A 17163-nucleotide genomic window follows, 5' to 3' on the forward strand; every position below is an offset into this window, starting at 1 on the left:
TAAAAAACGCACCCGCACCCGATGGCTAAAATTAAAACTCAATATGTCTGCCAAAGCTGCGGTTCCGCGAGTAGCAAATGGGCCGGACAGTGTAGCGATTGTGGGGCCTGGAACACTCTAGTCGAGACGGCCGCCATCTCAACCAAGCACCGTCCGTCCAGCGCAGCCGCTGGTCAGGTGCAGCGCCTCGATCAAATCAGTATCGCAGATGAACCGCGTACCGCCTCTGGACTATCCGAAATGGACCGCGTGCTAGGCGGCGGTATTGTCCCTGGTGCAGTAATCCTTATTGGCGGCGATCCCGGTATAGGAAAATCCACATTGTTGCTGCAGGTGCTTGCCGCAGTGGAGGGCAAGCTCAAGACGCTCTACATCACGGGTGAAGAGTCGCTGCAACAGGTTCATATGCGCGCCAAGCGCTTGGATCTGCCGCGGATGGACCTGCCCGTGGTCACGGAAACCAGCGTGGAGCAGATTATTGCGCTGATGGCCGCAGAGAAACCCGGCTTTGTCGTGGTCGACTCCATCCAAACGCTGAACACTGACACGCTGGATTCTGCCCCCGGATCTGTCTCACAGCTGCGTGAATGCGCGGCGCAGCTTGTTCGTTACGCCAAAAGCAGCCAGACCGCGATTGTGCTGGTCGGCCATGTGACCAAAGAAGGCGCCATTGCCGGGCCACGCGTGCTTGAGCACATGGTCGATACGGTTCTGTATTTCGAGCACGACGCAGGCAGCCGTTATCGCATTGTGCGTGCCGTTAAAAACCGCTTTGGCGCGGTCAACGAGCTGGGCGTGTTTGCGATGACGGATGGCGGCCTAAAGGAAGTCAGCAATCCTTCTGCGCTGTTTCTGTCGCGACATGAGCAACCGGTGCCGGGCAGTGTGATCACGGTGACGCGTCAGGGCAGTCGACCACTATTGGTTGAAGTGCAGGCGCTCGTTGATCAGTCTCAACTTGGCAATCCACGTCGCGTGACGCTGGGGTTGGAAGGCAATCGCATGAACATGCTGTTGGCAGTGCTGCATCGCCACGGCGGCATTACCTTTGGAGATCAGGACGTTTTTGCCAACGTGGTCGGCGGCATGCGCATTCAAGAAACCGCTGCGGATCTGCCGCTATTGATGGCAGCGCTGTCCAGCTTGCGTGGACGACCGGTGCCGAACGACATGGTGGTCTTCGGTGAAGTTGGCTTGGCTGGAGAAATCAGGCCGGTGCAGGGCGGGGAAGAGCGCTTAATCGAAGCGGCAAAACACGGCTTTAAGCGCGCCATCATCCCTGAAGGCAATCGCCTACGGAAAAACGTGAAACTAGATATTGAAGTGACGCCAGTCGCGCGTCTGGAACAGGCGCTGCAATTCGTTTAGTACGCTGCTTAGTGAATCGCTCGAACCTTTTTGGCTTTGGGCGCAGAAGCTATTAAGGTCGGCGGACGAATGCGTGCTGACTTCACCGCGTTGGCGCGAGTTTCCGTGATCTCAATGTCATAGCCAGCGATATCCAAGCGTCGTCCCGGCTGCGGGATGTTCTCAAGCTTTTCGAGCACCAATCCATTGAGCGTTTTCGGGCCGTCGACAGGCAGCTTCCAACCCAGCCTGCGATTGAGACTGCGAATGGTGGCAAAGCCAGTGACGCGGAAGCTGCCGTCGGGATCCGCGTAGACATTCTTCATGCTCGTTGCGGGATCAGACGTGAACTCGCCAACCACTTCTTCAAGAATGTCCTCAAGCGTGACCAAGCCCTGGATGTCGCCGTATTCGTCGACGACAAAGCCAATGCGGCGCTTCTGGTTTTGGAAATTCAGCAGCTGTTGATTCAGTGGCGTGCCTTCTGGAATGAAGTAAGGCTCGCGAACCAGCGTCAGTAGTGATTCGGTATCCAGCTTATCTTCAGCAGCGAGGCGAACCACGCGACGCAGATGAACGACGCCTTTAAGGTCGTCAATCGATCCATCAAACACCGGCAAACGCGTGTGCTGGCTGCTGATGATCTCTTCGCGGACAACGTCCCAAGGCTCTGAAATGTCGATGCCAATGATTTCATTGCGCGGCACCATGATGTCTTCGACGGTGGCTTTTTCGAGATCCAGAATCGAAAGCAACATGCGTTGGTGGCGCTGCGGGATCAAGGCGCCAGCTTCGGCAACGACCGAGCGCAACTCCTCTACGCTAAGACTGTGTTCGGCCGCATCTTCTGGCGACACGCCCAGTAGGCGCAGTACGCCATTGCTCATGAGGTTAGTCATCCATACCAGCGGGAACAGAATCCACTGCAGGACGATATAAATGTAAGACGAGGGGATGGCTACGCGCTCAGGATAAAGAGCGCTAAGCGTTTTTGGCGCGATTTCACCGAAGATAAGGATAAATAGCGTCAGAACACCAGTTGTTGCCGCAATCCAGCTCTCGCCCCAAAGGCGCAGAGTGATAAAGGTAGTGATCGCGGAAGACGCTGAGTGAACTGCGATATTGCCCAGCAGGATCATGCCGATCAGGCGATCCGGGCGCTTGAGCAGCTTTTCAGCAAATTGCGCGCCGCGGTGACCATGCTTGGCCAGATGGCGCAAACGGTAGCGGTTGATCGACATCAACGCTGTCTCTGACCCAGCGAAAAACGCCGAGAGCAGAATCAGGACAACCAGTAGGGCTATGAAAAAATTTAGAGGTATTTCGTTCAAGAGAGCGCGGTCTCGCAAGGCCGTGTCGACACATAACTACGGAAAGCAAAGCGGCTCTGTCAAGCCGTCCTACTTTAAGAATGTTTCCTAAGTCCAGTGTTTTCCTAAGAATTCTTCAAGAATTATCTTGGATCCGAAGTAGGCCAAGATCAGCACACCATAACCCGATAGCGCCCAGCGGATTGCTGTGCGGCCGCGCCAGCCATAGCGCCAGCGACCCCAAAGCAGGGTGCCAAAAATCATCCAGGCGGTTAGCGACAGAATCGTTTTGTGTGCGAGATGCTGAGCGAGCCAGTCGCGAATAAACGAAAGTCCGGAGAGCAGCGTAAGGCTCAGCAGGAAGAAGCCCACGCCAATCAGCTGGAACAGTAAGCGTTCCATGGTCTGCAGCGGCGGCAACCCCAGCATGATGCGACCGCGTTTGGGGTCATGTAGCAGTTGATCCTGCAAGGCCAGCGCACCGGCCTGAACTGCTGCCAACGTTAATACGCCAGCACTGAACAAAGACAACACAATATGAGTGCGGATCGTCCAGTCGCTAATCACGACGCCAGTGACATCGGTGGGCCATATCGCAGCCCAAACGGCCCAGAAGCCAGCGAACGGATAAATCACCAAGCCGAGACCACGTAGGGGTTCTTTCCAGCAGAAGGCCCACAGCAAAATGGCGGACTGCCAGGTAAACAGCGAGACCGCCTCGTTGATGCCGATCGTGATCGACCCACCGTGGAAGATCTGATGGGCCAAGGCTGCTGCATGCAGAGTGATGGCGCCGGCGGCAAGCCAGCGGTCTGCACGTGAGTTATCGCTACGCCAGATAACGGCGGCGGCCAAAACGGCCAGAATCGCGGCTAGAACAGCAAGTATTAAGGGCATACGGAATTATGTTGGTTAGCCCCCCGAGCATAGCGTGAAAATAGTTCGGAGAGGGCCTTTGCCGCAGGTTCTCACGGCTATAATGCTTCAATGACTCCTGATCTTGTCTCGCTAGTCCAGAAAATTGCCATCTGGGCTATACCGGTATTGTTCGCCATTACTCTGCACGAAGTCGCTCACGGCTGGGCCGCGCGCGCCTTGGGCGATCGCACGGCAGAAATGCTGGGACGTATGAGCCTCAATCCGATCAAGCATATTGATCCGATGGGCACGCTGCTTGTTCCCGCAATTATGTTGATGCTGGGTGGATTTCTATTTGGATGGGCAAAGCCTGTGCCGATTGGCATTCGCAATCTGCGTAATCCACGCCGAGATTTTGCGCTGGTGGCGCTTGCTGGGCCGATGTCGAATTTGGTCATGGCAATTGGCTGGGGAATACTCGCAAAGATTGCGATCAGCATGAATCCGCAAGAAGGTGTGTGGCTGGGCGTGCTGCTGATGGCCCGCGCAGGCATCATCATTAATCTGGTGTTGATGGTTCTGAACCTGCTGCCTTTCCCGCCGTTGGACGGCGGGCGCGTTCTTGCAGGTTTGCTGCCGGAGCCGCAGGCGCGTGTATTGGATCGCATCGAGCCTTACGGTCTTGTCATTCTGATCGTGCTGATGGTGACCGGAATACTGAGCAAAATCATGATCTGGCCGCTGATGTTGAGCGGCGATGCGCTGTCGACCGTTTTGGGTCTGCAGGGATTACCTCTTTTTAATTAACGAATGACTCTCTCCAATAACAAACCCGTTGTGCTCTCAGGCATTCAGCCGTCTGGTCGTCTTACGATCGGCAACTATCTGGGTGCGCTGAAGAACTGGGTCACGCTCAACGAGCAGTTCGACTGCTACTACATGCTGGTTGATTTGCACGCGATCACTGTGCGTCAAGATCCTGCGGTGTTGCGCGAGCGTTGCTACGAATTTTTGTCGCTCTACATTGCTTGCGGACTTGATCCGCGCAAGAACGTTCTCTTCGTGCAATCACATGTGCCAGCGCACGCGCGTCTGTCGTGGATCCTCAACTGCTACACGCAGATGGGCGAGCTCAATCGCATGACACAGTTCAAGGACAAGAGCGCCAAGCACGTCGATAACATCAACGCAGGCTTGTACGGATACCCCGTGTTGATGGCTGCAGATATCCTGCTTTATCAGGCCAAGAAAGTGCCGGTGGGCGACGACCAGAAACAACATCTGGAACTGACGCGCGATGTCGCGCAGCGCTTCAACAATGTCTACGGCCCAATCTTCACCGTGCCTGAGCCGATGATTCCGCCCGTTGGCGCGCGCATCATGGGTTTGCAGACACCGGAATCGAAGATGAGCAAGTCTGACGATGCCGAAACCAATGCCATCTATCTGCTCGATGATCCTGATGTCATCACGCGCAAAGTTAAACGAGCCGTAACCGACCTCGGCAATGAAGTACGTTTTGATATTGCCGAAAAACCTGGCGTGTCCAACTTGATGTCGATTCTGTCCGCCACTACTGGCGATAGCTTTGACAAGATTGTTGAGCAATACAACGGTCAGGGTTACGGCAAGTTCAAAGGCGCTGTTGCTGAGGCCGTGGTTGAATGTCTCAAGCCTGTACAAGCCAAGTACCGCGATGTGCGTGATGATCGCTCAGGTCTTCAAAGCATTCTTCGCGAAGGTGCACGTAAAGCCGCAGCGCGCGCAGATGCCACGCTGGCGCGCGTGCATGAAGCATTAGGCTTCATCCCCGAGTAAGCCATGACTGAAATCGTCGAAGCAACCGAAAGCAGTGCCGAAGTTGTAGATGCATCGCGTCTGCCGAAAGTGCACGGGCAAACGCTCGATAAAATGCCGGAAGATCTCTATATCCCACCCGATGCCTTGGAAGTTTTCCTCGATGCATTTGAAGGGCCGTTGGATCTTTTGTTGTATTTAATCCGTCGCCAGAATCTCAACATTCTCGACATCCCAGTACTCAAAATTACGCAACAGTACATTCAGTACATTGGCCTGATGCATGAACTGCGTTTGGAGCTGGCCGCTGAATATTTAGTGATGGCTGCGCTGCTAGCAGAAATCAAATCGCGCATGTTGTTGCCGCGTCCGCCGCCAGATGAAGAAGATCAAGGCGATCCGCGCATGGAACTGGTGCGTCGTCTGCAGGAATACGAGCGCTTCAAGACTGCATCAGAATCGATCGAAGTGATGCCACGCGTTGGCCGCGATTTGTTTATTGCGCAAGCGCGACCAGAAGTCATTCCCGTTTCTGCGCAGCTGCCACAGCCTTCGTTGCGCGAACTGGTGATGGCCTTCCGCGATGTGATGCAACGCGCGGAATTGTTTACTCGACACCAAGTGAGTCGCGAGCCCTTGTCGGTGCGCGAACGTATGTCGCACATTCTTTCGAAGCTGAATGGCGGCGCAAAGCAGTTCATGGATCTGATCGATCCTGAAGAAGGCAAGGCAGGCGTGGTGGTTTGCTTGCTCGCAATCTTGGAACTGGCGCGCTCAGCTTTGATTCATATCAAACCGCAAGAAAACGCCTTTGAGCCGCTGTTCATCGAAGTCGGCAAGGCTAAGGCAGAAGAAGTGGAGAACAGCAGTGACTGGGACTGAAATAGAAATGATGGAAGCCGTTGCTGAGTCAGCGCCGGACGAAAGCCGTTACGACAAGCTGATTAAAATCTTGGAAGCACTGCTGCTCGCTTCAGAACAGCCACTGTCGATTGAACAGCTGCATCGCTTGCTGGCCGCTGATCTTGGCGTCGGCAAAAAAGATATCCGTGAAGCGCTCGATAAATTGGGCACATCACTTGAGTCGCGCGCTGCAGAACTGCAGGAAGTTGCCAGCGGTTTCCGCATTCAAGTTCGCCGCGAATACGCCGAGTGGGTCAGCCGTCTGTGGCAGGAAAAACCACCGAAGCTTTCACGCGCATTACTCGAAACGCTGGCGCTGGTTTGCTATCGCCAGCCGATTACGCGTGGCGAGATTGAAGAAGTGCGTGGCGTTGCCATGTCGCCGAACATTATCCGTACATTGTTGGAGCGTGGCTGGATTCGCGAAGTCGGTCAGAAAGAAGTACCGGGGCGTCCGTCGCTCTTTGGCACCACCTCGCAGTTTCTGGATGATTTCAATCTGACAACTTTGGACGACATGCCGTCCTTGCCAGAGATTAAAGACGTTGCTGCTCTGGACGCTGCACTCGTGAAGCTTGGCGAAATTCCAGCGCCCACCGAAGTCGCTGAAGGTTCTGAGTCTGAGCTTGAATCTGAACTGGTCGTCGAAGCCGAAGCAACAGAAGCAGAAGCTGTCACTGAATCAGAAGTTGAAGCAGACGAAGTTGCATCAGAAGTAGAACCTGAAGCCGCCGTTGAAACAGAAGCAACCGAGCCAGCAGCGCCTGCTGATGAATCCAACGAAGTGAAAGTAAATTGAGCGAGCGTATACAAAAAGTATTGGCTACTGCAGGTGTCGCGTCGCGACGCCATATTGAGCAGTGGATTCAGGAAGGCCGCATTACGGTGAATGGCCAGCCTGCAACGGTGGGTCAAAAGATTGACCACACTGATCGCGTTAAAGTCGATGGCAAGCCCGTTCGTCTGGCGAAAAAAGAAGAATCCGTTCGTGTGCTGCTGTATCGCAAGCGAGTGGGCGAGTTGGTTACGCGTGATGATCCAGATGGTCGTCGCACGGTGTTTCGCAAATTGCCAGAACTCGAAAGCGGTCGTTGGATTGCCGTGGGTCGTCTCGATATCAATACCTCTGGCTTGTTGCTGCTCACCAATCATGGTGAGTTGGCGCGTCGCCTGACGCATCCCAGCTTCGAAATCACTCGCGAATATGCGGTGCGCGTTCTGGGCGAAATGAACGAAGAAATTGCTGAACGTCTCGTCAACGGCGTTGAGCTGGAAGATGGCCCTGCGCATTTCGATTCACTCGAAGCGGGCGCTAACGAAGACGGCGAGGGTGCCAATCAGTGGTACCGCGTCGTTCTGCGCGAAGGTCGTAATCGCGAAGTTCGTCGCTTGTTTGAATCGCAAGGTTTGCAAGTGAGCCGTCTGATTCGCGTGAGCTACGGCCCGATTGAATTGGGTCGCGGCATCAAGACTGGTGGCTGTCGCGAAGCTGAGCCGCTTGAGCTCAAAGCATTGCTGGCTGCCGTGGGATTGGAAGAACTATTGCCGAAAAAACCTCAGCGCCGCAGAGAACGCGACGACGACGATTATTAGTCGAAGATAAAAAAGAGCCCGCAAAATGCGGGCTCTTTTTTTAGAACGCGTGGCCTGATTTACCGCGACTATCTGGCCCAAGTAGCCAAAGCAGCGCTGGCACGGCAGTTTCCGGCGCAGGAATTTTATCCATCAGTTCGCCGGGATAACCCTTAACGCGAATCTGCGTGCGGAGTGCGCCAGGATCATAGGTGTTGATACGCAGGCCTGGTTCCAACTCGGTTTCTTGCGCCCACGTTTTCGCCATGGCTTCGACTGCTGTCTTGGCGATGCCATAAATGCCGTGGAAAGCCTTGGCGTTGCGGCCAGAAGAATCTGAAACAAAAACCACCGATGCATCGCTGCTCTTACGCATCAGCGGCAAGCACAAGCGTGTCAGCGTATACGCGGCGGTGAGATTGACCTGCAAGCCTTCAACCCACTCGCGCGGATCCATATCTTCCAGCGCGGCAAATGCTTTGAAGTGAGCAGCGCTATGAACGATGCCATCGAGCTTGCCGAATTCACGCTCAAGCGTCTCAGCCAATTCTTCGTAGTTGGCCCAAGTGGCGCCGACAAGATTCATCGGATAAATGGCTGGTGTCGCGCCACCACCTTTCAAAATCTCGTCATAAACTTTTTCAAGCTTAGGAACCGTGCGGCCTAGCAAAATGACGGTTGCACCCAAGCCAGCGCAAGCCAATGCAGTAGCGCGGCCGAGACCGTCGCCAGCGCCTGTAACGAGGATGATGCGATCTTTCAGCAGGCCAAATTTTGGGGTGTAATCGTGGGGCAGGGCAGCAGACATTTTTAAATAGTTCGTGACAGGTAATTGAGCGCCAGCATGACTGCTCACGTTCGTGTTTAGAGAAAGATGGCGATCAGTATGCCGCGTTGCAGCTGCTATGCCAACGCAGGATGCAACTCATAGACATTGCTTACGGACTCGATTTCATTGCCGCGTGTTGCCAGACCTTCCGCATAGTCCGCGCCAGCGCTGCGGGCCAAATTCAGTAAATCAGGACTATCTACGCCGCAGGCGGTGACTTTGATATTAAGTCCTTCAAACATTTTGACTGTGGAAATCAGAACATGGTGTGCGGTGTCTTGATTGCTCGCTAGCTTGAGTAGAGCGGGGACTAACTGCACTTCATTGACTGGGAAATAAAGCACGCAAGCAGGTGAAGCGCCCGGCCCACCAATGCCGACCAAACAAATTCGTACGCCGTTATTACGCAAAATCTGTAATTGCTCGATGGCAGCAGCATCGGTTTGCAAAGCAGATTCCCGCAGTTCCAACGTCAGCGCTCCGTCGGGAAGGTCGTGCGCGCGCAGGAGTCCGGTGACCGTCTTGGCCAGCGGAAAATCTTTATAAGCCGCATCACCCAAGCGCAGGCTCATCATCATTGATGGACTCACGCTTTGTCGCTCTGCTGCTAGGCGTTCGAAAGCTTCTCGTAATTGCCAGAGCGTCAACGAATGAATCAGGCTCGGGCGACCCGGTAAATTTAAAAATTCATCTTGCTCAATCGAACCACGTCGAGGATGTGTCCAGCGGCAAATCATGCGGAGTCGCGGTGACTCGCCATCACGCAGTGATTTCTGCAAAACATAATCTGCAGATAAGCCATCGCAATCCAAGGCCGCATGTAGTTCAGCAATGAGTCGCGGTATTTCGCTGCGCGCGTTTTCCAGCTCTGGTCTGTAAGCGAGACACTCCAAGCCAGCGGCGCTCGCTGCGTACTTGGCAGTTTCAGCATGACGGATCAGGCTTGCGGAATCGCTGCCATGCTCAGGATAAACGGCGATGCCAATGCTGCTGCGCAGACTCATCGGCTGGCGTCGAATCTGTAAGGGCATATCCAGCGATGATTGGACCCGCGCTGCAATCGCCAAAGCTTCTGCCTCGCTCTCAACGCTACGAATCAATAGCGCAAAATCGTCATAACCGAAATGACCAATTACGCTGCCTTCCGCCAATGTTGTGCTCAAGCGTTGCGCGACTTGATCAATAAACTCGCGTGCTGCGTCGTCACCATGTGCAAGCGCTACTTCGTGATATTGCTGTGTATCAATAACGAGTACTGCGCAACGACCTTGATGTGCGGCGCGTCGTGAAATCACGCGTGACAGCTTTGCGGCAAAGCTCCACTGGTTGGGTAGATCGGTCAGCTGCTTGTGATGACCTTTACGTTCCAGTTCGTATTCGAGTTTGGTGTTCTGTTCGCGCAGCTCGCGAGTTTCATCAGCGAGCATCGCGCCGGCTTGGTAGGACATCACCGTACCGATGTATTGCCCCCAAGCTAAGAATAGAAAAGGCATCACATCCAACAACCAGATTGCAGGGTTGTTTAATTGGATCGCCTGCAAAGTTTCGAGACTGAGCGTCCCGAACTGCATATAGCTGCTGAACACCATGGCAAGACATAAGGCGGCAAGTGCAATGCTCAATCCAGTCCAGGCATGACGATTGGCACGTGCGCGCAAAAATATCGCCGTCTTATTGAGCTGGTTAAAGCTGGTGAATTGCGCTGCCTGATCCATGGCGGAATGACTCGGAAATCGTAGGGCGACTATAGCGCCATGCCGAGTAAGTGAGCGAGTTCAGCCGGCTTACGGGCAATCGCGTCGGCCTGCCAGCCTTCAATGGGGCCGTTCTCGCCCAGATAGCCCCAGTCCGCCGCCACGCTGCGCATGCCTGCCGCTTTGGCCGCATCGATATCGCGCTTATCGTCGCCCACATAAATGCAATCTGAAACGCTCAAGCCCACTTGCGCGCAGGCCAGCAGAATGGAATCCGGTGCTGGCTTGGCCTTAGGTACATCGTCACCGCTGACGGCGCAGGCGGCGCGCGCAGCAAGATTCATTTCAACCATCAAAGGCTGGGTGAGCCAAGCTGGCTTGTTCGTGACCACGCCCCAACGAATGCCATTGCGTTCAAATCCTGCGAGCAGTTCTGCCATGCCATCAAACAGCACAGATAATTTGCTCAGGTTTGCGCGGTAGTACTCGAGAAAATAATCGCGACGAGCAGGAAAGTCTGCATGATCAGGCGCAATGCCCAATGCAACCTTGAGCAAACCACGAGCGCCTGCAGATGCAACGGGACGATAGATCAACAGAGGAAGCGGTTCGAGACCTTGCTGAATACGGACTGCATTGGCGGCGGCACCCAGATCAGGCGCGGTATCTACCAGCGTGCCGTCGAGATCGAACAGCACGCATTTAACTTTTAAGCTCATGCCGGCTTCCGGCAATGCATCAAGTAATTCACATCGACGTCGTCAGCGAGTGATGCAGTTTTTAGTAATGGGTTGTAGCGAATGCCTTTCATGGCGACGACTTCAAGGCCTGCTTCGCGAGCCCATTGCGCGAGCTCTGATGGACGAATGAATTTGGCGTAGTCATGCGTGCCGCGAGGAATTAGATTCATCACATATTCCGCGCCGAGAATTGTCAGTGCGTAGGCTTTCGGATTGCGATTGATCGTCGAGAACACCACGGTGCCGCCGGGCACGGTGAGTTGTGCGCAGGCTTTGATGGTTTGCGCGGGAGCAGGGACGTGCTCGAGCATTTCGAGACAGCACACCAGATCAAAACTTTCAGGCTGCTGACGTGCGAGTTCTTCTGCGGGAATATTTTGGTAATTGGCTTTGATGCCAGATTCCAAGCCATGCAGCTTGGCCACTTCTAGCGACGCTTCAGCCAAGTCGATGCCCGTGGCATCAGCGCCTTTGGCAACGAGTGCTTCGGTGAGAATGCCGCCACCGCAGCCGACGTCCAAAGCCTTTTTGCCTTTGAGTCCACCAGCGCACTGTTCGATGTAGCGAACGCGAGGAGGGTTGATGCTATGCAGCGGGCCCATCTCGCCGCGCGGGTCCCACCAGGTCGCAGCCATTTTTTCGAAGCGAGAAATCTCTCCGGGGTCAACATTCACATTGCTGCTCATTTCTTAATCCTTTGTTGCCACTCACGTGCTTTTTGCACAGCGGCTTTTTCATCAACAGTCAGCAAGAGGCCATCGCGCATCAGTGCTCGGCCTGCGACATAAACATCGGTGACTTGATCGCGATTCGCGGCGTAGACCAAATGCGACAACACGTTGTAAACCGGCTGTGTGCCAGCGCGATCCAGATTTACGGCGATGAAATCTGCCGACTTACCTTTTGCCAGTGAGCCGAATTCCTGTTCCCAGCCGAGCGCCTTGGCGCCTGCGAGCGTTGCCATGTGCAAAGCTTGTGGCGCGGACAAAGCCAGTGGATCGCCTGACACGCCTTTAGCTAGCAACGCGCCGGTACGTAATTCGCCAAACAAATCGAGATCGTTATTGCTGGCCGCGCCGTCGGTGCCGATCGCAACGTTGACGCCAGCCTTCAACAATTTATCGACAGGGCAAAAGCCGCTGGCGAGTTTGAGATTGGATTCTGGGCAGTGTGCAATCGACACGCCGAACTGTGCGGCTTCAGCAATTTCTTCATCGTTCAGCTGCGTCATATGCACAGCGATAAAATCAGGGCCGAGCAGATCCAATTCTTTCAGTCGTTGCCATGGGCGTTTGCCGTTGGCTTCAACCGCGCTAGCAACTTCGAATGCAGTCTCGTGCACATGCATATGAATGCCGATGCCAAGCTCGTTCGCATATTTACGAACGGTGCGCAGCGGCGCATCCGATACGGTGTAAGGCGCGTGCGGTGCGAAGACTGCGCGTAGCAGCGGATTGCCCTTAAATGAATCGTGTACTTCCAGGCCTTTGTGAATGTACTCGTCTGAGTTCTGCGCCCAAGCGGAAGGAAAGTCCAACACCACCATGCCGATGGCCGCGCGTAAGCCAACGCTGTCGGCTACCGCGGCGGAAGCATCGGGGAAGAAATACATATCGTTGACGCAGGTTGTGCCGCCGCGAATCATTTCCGCCGCAGCGAGACGCAGACCGTCTTCGCAAAACTGGCGGCTCATGTGCGCGCCTTCAGTAGGCCAGATGTGGTTCTGCAACCAATCCATCAGCGGCAGATCGTCGGCAATGCCGCGCATCAGCGTCATCGCGCTATGCGCATGCGCATTGACGAGGCCAGGCATCACGGCGTGATCCGCGAGCGTCAGCGTTTCGCGCGCTTCAAAGCTGCGGCGCGCTTCGTCGGCAGGCAGTACGGCAACAATGCGGCCAGCGTCGATCGCCAGCGCGTGCTCTTCGAGCACGACACCTGCGGGTTCAACCGGAACGAGCCAGCGCGGGAAGACAAGCAGATCAATCTGCATAGATTCACAATCGGGAGGTTAGAATTAGCGGAACGATTTTACCTGAGCCTTGAGCCCGACATGAGCAACGCTGTTAATCCGATTATTTGGGATCGCAACCGTCTACGACTTCTAGACCAGCGCCTGCTGCCAGCAGAAGTGGTCTATCTCGATTGCCTGACGGCTAAAGACGTTGCTGAAGCAATTCATGGCATGGCGGTGCGTGGCGCGCCGGCAATCGGCATTGCGGCGGCTTATGGCTTGGTGCTGTCCGTACAGAAAGAGCATGACTCTTTTGCCCGCGCCTCCGAAGTTCTGGCCGCCTCGCGTCCCACGGCCGTCAATCTGCGTTGGGCGCTGGAGCGCATGCGCGGCATTTGGCTGCGTACGCCAACCGTTGAGGCTTTGGAAAAGGAAGCCATCGCCATTCACGACGAAGATCTCGCGCAGAATCTGAAGATGGGTGAACTGGGCGCTGACCTGCTGCCATCGAACGCTTCTGTCATCACCCATTGCAACACTGGCGCGCTGGCTACAGGCGGCCACGGCACCGCGTTGGGCGTGATCCGCAGCGGCTATGCGCGCAATCGCATCACCCGCGTTTACAACACAGAAACCCGTCCCTGGCTGCAAGGGGCGCGTCTGACGGCTTGGGAACTACAGCAGGAGGGCATCCCTGCGCAACTGCTCGCCGACGGCGCTGCCGCGCATTTGATGAGCCGCGAGAAGATCGACTGGGTCATTGTCGGCGCCGACCGTATCGCCGCCAATGGCGACACCGCCAACAAGATCGGCACCTACATGCTGGCTGTAGCCGCCAAGCGTCACGGCGTGAAGTTCATGGTGGTGGCACCGAGTGGCACCTTCGATCTGCGTTGCCGCACGGGCGCTGAAATTCCTATCGAAGAGCGCACAGCCAAGGAGCTCACCGAGTTCCGTGGGCAGATGATTGCGCCTGTTGGCTACGACGCTTTCAATCCGGTTTTTGACGTCACGCCCGCTGAGTTGATTGACGCCATCGTCTGCGAGCGTGGCGTCATCCTCAATCCGGATGCGGACAAGCTCAACGCGCTGTTGGGTTAAGCGCCCAGATTGTCATTCCGAACGCTGTGAGGAATCTTGCTGTTTTGCGCCAGTGCAATAGCAGCAAGATTCCTCGGTTCCCTCGGAATGACAGGTTCTATTTTGGGGCATCAATTTCCCGCCCTTAAAAAACGGTCAAACGTCAAGCTTTTGGCCCTATAAATCGCCCTTGAATCAGGCCCTATTTTTAGGGCTCGATATGTTACAATTTCGCTAATAAAAACAGCCCCATTTCAGACGATGTTCTGAGCTGCTTTTTTGATCGTTTTTCTAACTAGAAATTGGGCGCATAAAATAGGCGCCCTTGGCCGAGCACATGACCGAATTCGCTAAAGAAATTCTCTCCGTCAATCTCGAAGATGAGATGAAGCGTTCATACCTCGATTACGCCATGAGCGTCATCGTCGGTCGTGCACTTCCAGACGCACGCGACGGCTTAAAGCCTGTTCATCGCCGCTCTTTGTTCGCGATGAAAGAGCAGAACAACGATTACAACAAGCCTTACAAAAAATCAGCGCGTATCGTCGGTGACGTGATGGGTAAATACCATCCGCACGGTGACACCGCTATTTACGACACCATCGTTCGTATGGCGCAGCCGTTTTCGCTGCGTTATCTGTTGGTGGATGGTCAAGGTAACTTCGGTTCGGTGGACGGCGATAACCCAGCCGCCATGCGTTACACCGAAATCCGCATGACTCGCATCGCGCATGAATTGATGGCCGATATCGACAAAGAAACCGTCGACTTCATTCCCAACTACGACGGCTCTGAACAAGAACCGTCAGTGCTGCCCACCAAAATTCCGAACCTGCTCGTCAATGGCAGTTCCGGTATCGCCGTCGGTATGGCCACCAACATTCCGCCGCACAATCTTTCTGAAGTGATTGATGGTTGCGTTGCGGTCATCGACAACCCAGAGATTGATCTGGCTGCGTTGATGAAACTGATTCCGGCACCAGATTTCCCAACCGCTGGCTTGATTCTCGACGCGCACGGCATGGTGGATGCCTACGCTACGGGCCGTGGTCGTATCGTGCTGCGCGCACGCACGCACTTCGAAGATGTGGCTGGCTCGCAAGACAAGCAGGCGATCATCGTTACCGAATTGCCTTACCAGGTGAACAAGGCACGCTTGCTTGAAAAGATCGCTGATCTGGTCAAGGAAAAACGCGTTGAAGGCATCACCGAACTGCGCGATGAGTCCGACAAAGACGGCATGCGCATGGTCATCGAAACGCGCCGCGGCGAGAACGTCGATGTCGTGCTGAACAACCTGTTCCAGCAGACGCAGTTGCAGACCGTATTCAGTCTCAATATGGTCGCTATCGATAACGGCCAGCCACGCACCTTGGCGCTGAAAGAACTGCTCGAAATTTTTGTTCGTCACCGTCGCGAAGTCGTTACGCGTCGCACGCGTTACCTGCTGCGCAAAGCACGCGAGCGCGCGCACGTGTTGGAAGGCTTGTCGATTGCACTGGCCAACATTGACGAAGTGATTGCACTGATCAAAGCCAGCCCGAACGCTGCCGAAGCCAAGAAAGGCTTGATGGCGCAGTTGTGGGTTGCTGGCCCGGTTGTCGCAATGCTGGAACGCACAGGCGCGGGTTCATCGCGCCCTGCGGATCTCGGCATTGAGTATGGACTGGTCGAAGGCGGCTACCGTCTCTCGGAAGCTCAAGCTCAAGCCATTCTCGAACTGCGTCTGCATCGCCTCACCGGCCTTGAGCAGGACAAGATTCACGAAGAGTTCAAGGAACTGCTCGAAGCGATTGCCGACTACCTCGACATTCTTGGTTCCGAAGCGCGTTTGCTCTCAGTCATTCGTGGCGAACTGCTCGAAATCAAAGAACAGTACGGCGATGCGCGCCGCACCGAAATCACCGGCGCTGCACTGAACATCGCACGCGAAGATCTGATCCCACCGCAGGATATGGTGGTGACGCTCTCGCACGAAGGTTATGTAAAAGCCGTTGCACTCGACGAATACCAGGCGCAGAAGCGCGGTGGCCGCGGCAAGCTCGCTGCTGCAACCAAGGAAGAAGATTTCGTCGATCGCCTGTGGGTCACGCACTCGCATGACACGCTGCTGTGCTTCTCCAGCCAGGGCAAGGCTTACAAGCTGCGCGTGTTTGAACTGCCGTCCGGTTCACGCGGCTCGCGCGGTCGTCCCTTCGTTAACTTGCTGCCACTCGAAGCCAACGAAAAGATCAACGCGGTATTGCCGATCAAGGGCTTTGCAGAAGCCGACTTTGCTGGCCAGTTCATCTTCATGGCCACGCGCCGCGGTACGGTCAAGAAGACGCCGCTGGAAGCCTTCGCCAATATTCGCAGCAACGGTTTGATTGCGGTTGATCTGCGTATCGATGACGAACTCGTCGACGTCGCGCTGACCAATGGCAGCAACGACATCATCCTGCTCTCCGACGCAGGTCGCGCCATGCGCTTCCCTGAAACCGCCGTTCGCTCGATGGGTCGCGGCGCCACCGGTGTTCGCGGTATGCGTCTGATCAAAACCTTCGCCGCAAGCGAAGAAGAAGGTGCCGAAGAAGTCGTCGAAGTGGTGGACGATGCAGATGATGCAGTCGACACCGCAGGCGAGGGCGCTCGCGTCATCGCGCTGATCATCCCGAGCAAGGGCGATATCCTCACCGTCTCCGAATATGGCTTCGGCAAACGTACGCCAGTCGATCAGTTCCCACGCAAAGGCCGCGGTGGCCAGGGCGTGATTGGTCAGCAGCTCAACGACAAGACCGGCCGCTTGATTGGCGCGCTGGTGGTCGACGACAGCCACGACATCATGCTGATCTCCGAATCCGGCAACCTGATCCGCACCCGTGCTTCAGAAGTCCGCGTTGCCGGCCGTAACACGCAGGGCGTTCGCATCATGCGTCCGATTGATGGTGACCGTTTGGTTGGTCTGGACCGCATTGAGTCTGAAGATGACCCGGTTGTGGTTGGTGATGCTCCGGCGGTAGACGCTGCTGACGCTGGCTCAGAACCCACTGCAGAGTAAGCTTTAAACCAAGGCGCAAGGGCTAAAACCTTGCGCCTTTTG

15 protein-coding genes are annotated in these 17163 nt (G+C 55.3%); 8 read left to right on the forward strand and 7 right to left on the reverse strand.

Annotation, left to right across the window (positions count from 1 at the left end):
• Nucleotides 1-21: 21 nt before the first annotated feature.
• A complete protein-coding gene (gene radA, locus CJD38_RS12345) occupies nt 22-1368 on the forward strand; it encodes a DNA repair protein RadA (protein ID WP_107940657.1) in 1347 nt (448 codons plus the stop codon).
• Nucleotides 1369-1376: 8 nt separating this feature from the next.
• Here the strand turns inward: radA and CJD38_RS12350 are convergent, their stop codons facing one another.
• Nucleotides 1377-2696, reverse strand: a complete 1320-nt coding sequence (locus tag CJD38_RS12350; protein WP_366511335.1) for an HlyC/CorC family transporter — start codon at nt 2694-2696, stop codon at nt 1377-1379.
• 69 nt (nt 2697-2765) lie between these two features.
• Nucleotides 2766-3554: a cytochrome C assembly family protein gene (locus tag CJD38_RS12355; protein WP_107940658.1), complete on the reverse strand. Its 789-nt coding sequence runs from the start codon at nt 3552-3554 to the stop codon at nt 2766-2768.
• Between the two features lie 90 nt (nt 3555-3644).
• Between CJD38_RS12355 and CJD38_RS12360 the strand changes: the two genes are divergently transcribed.
• Genes CJD38_RS12360 through CJD38_RS12380 form a run of 5 tightly spaced genes read left to right on the forward strand, consistent with a single transcriptional unit; the run spans nt 3645 to nt 7808 of the window.
• Nucleotides 3645-4322, forward strand: a complete 678-nt coding sequence (locus CJD38_RS12360) for a site-2 protease family protein (protein ID WP_107940659.1) — start codon at nt 3645-3647, stop codon at nt 4320-4322.
• 3 nt (nt 4323-4325) lie between these two features.
• Nucleotides 4326-5333, forward strand: coding sequence for a tryptophan--tRNA ligase (gene trpS, locus CJD38_RS12365; protein ID WP_107940660.1), 1008 nt, complete (start codon nt 4326-4328; stop codon nt 5331-5333).
• Between the two features lie 3 nt (nt 5334-5336).
• Complete coding sequence (locus tag CJD38_RS12370; RefSeq protein WP_107940661.1) at nt 5337-6194, forward strand: segregation and condensation protein A; 858 nt, start codon at nt 5337-5339, stop codon at nt 6192-6194.
• A gap of 10 nt (nt 6195-6204) precedes the next feature.
• On the forward strand, nt 6205-7014 hold the full coding sequence (scpB, locus tag CJD38_RS12375; protein WP_107940662.1) for an SMC-Scp complex subunit ScpB: 810 nt from the start codon (nt 6205-6207) through the stop codon (nt 7012-7014).
• Entirely contained in the window at nt 7011-7808 is a 798-nt protein-coding gene (locus CJD38_RS12380) for a pseudouridine synthase (RefSeq protein WP_206362984.1), read from the forward strand. Before scpB ends, CJD38_RS12380 begins: the two co-directional genes overlap by 4 nt.
• A gap of 40 nt (nt 7809-7848) precedes the next feature.
• On the opposite strand, the gene CJD38_RS12385 is transcribed toward CJD38_RS12380, so the two are convergent.
• The 5 genes from CJD38_RS12385 to CJD38_RS12405 all read right to left on the reverse strand — a co-directional run bounded on the left by CJD38_RS12385 (nt 7849) and on the right by CJD38_RS12405 (nt 13043).
• Complete coding sequence (locus tag CJD38_RS12385; protein WP_107940664.1) at nt 7849-8595, reverse strand: SDR family NAD(P)-dependent oxidoreductase; 747 nt, start codon at nt 8593-8595, stop codon at nt 7849-7851.
• 95 nt (nt 8596-8690) lie between these two features.
• Nucleotides 8691-10331 carry an EAL domain-containing protein gene (locus tag CJD38_RS12390; protein WP_107940665.1) on the reverse strand — a complete coding sequence of 547 codons (1641 nt, stop codon included), beginning with the start codon at nt 10329-10331 and terminating at the stop codon, nt 8691-8693.
• Nucleotides 10332-10360: 29 nt separating this feature from the next.
• Nucleotides 10361-11029 (reverse strand): HAD family hydrolase, encoded by a 669-nt coding sequence (locus CJD38_RS12395; protein ID WP_107940666.1) that lies wholly within the window; start codon nt 11027-11029, stop codon nt 10361-10363.
• Nucleotides 11026-11736 (reverse strand): bifunctional 2-polyprenyl-6-hydroxyphenol methylase/3-demethylubiquinol 3-O-methyltransferase UbiG, encoded by a 711-nt coding sequence (gene ubiG, locus CJD38_RS12400; protein ID WP_107940667.1) that lies wholly within the window; start codon nt 11734-11736, stop codon nt 11026-11028. The genes CJD38_RS12395 and ubiG overlap by 4 nt, the downstream gene beginning before the upstream one ends.
• Nucleotides 11733-13043: a TRZ/ATZ family hydrolase gene (locus tag CJD38_RS12405; RefSeq protein ID WP_107940668.1), complete on the reverse strand. Its 1311-nt coding sequence runs from the start codon at nt 13041-13043 to the stop codon at nt 11733-11735. The genes ubiG and CJD38_RS12405 overlap by 4 nt, the downstream gene beginning before the upstream one ends.
• A 60-nt stretch (nt 13044-13103) precedes the next feature.
• Here CJD38_RS12405 and mtnA point away from each other — a divergent pair, with 60 nt between their 5' ends.
• Both mtnA and gyrA read left to right on the forward strand, forming a co-directional pair.
• The gene (gene mtnA / locus CJD38_RS12410) at nt 13104-14105 is read left to right on the forward strand and encodes an S-methyl-5-thioribose-1-phosphate isomerase (RefSeq protein WP_107940669.1); all 1002 of its coding nucleotides are present in this window, start codon (nt 13104-13106) and stop codon (nt 14103-14105) included.
• A 316-nt stretch (nt 14106-14421) separates the two neighbouring features.
• Complete coding sequence (gyrA, locus tag CJD38_RS12415) at nt 14422-17121, forward strand: DNA gyrase subunit A (protein WP_107940670.1); 2700 nt, start codon at nt 14422-14424, stop codon at nt 17119-17121.
• The last annotated feature ends 42 nt before the right edge of the window (nt 17122-17163 follow it).

This window comes from Stenotrophobium rhamnosiphilum (genome assembly GCF_003052265.1).
Taxonomy (GTDB): Bacteria; Pseudomonadota; Gammaproteobacteria; order Nevskiales; family Nevskiaceae; genus Stenotrophobium; species Stenotrophobium rhamnosiphilum.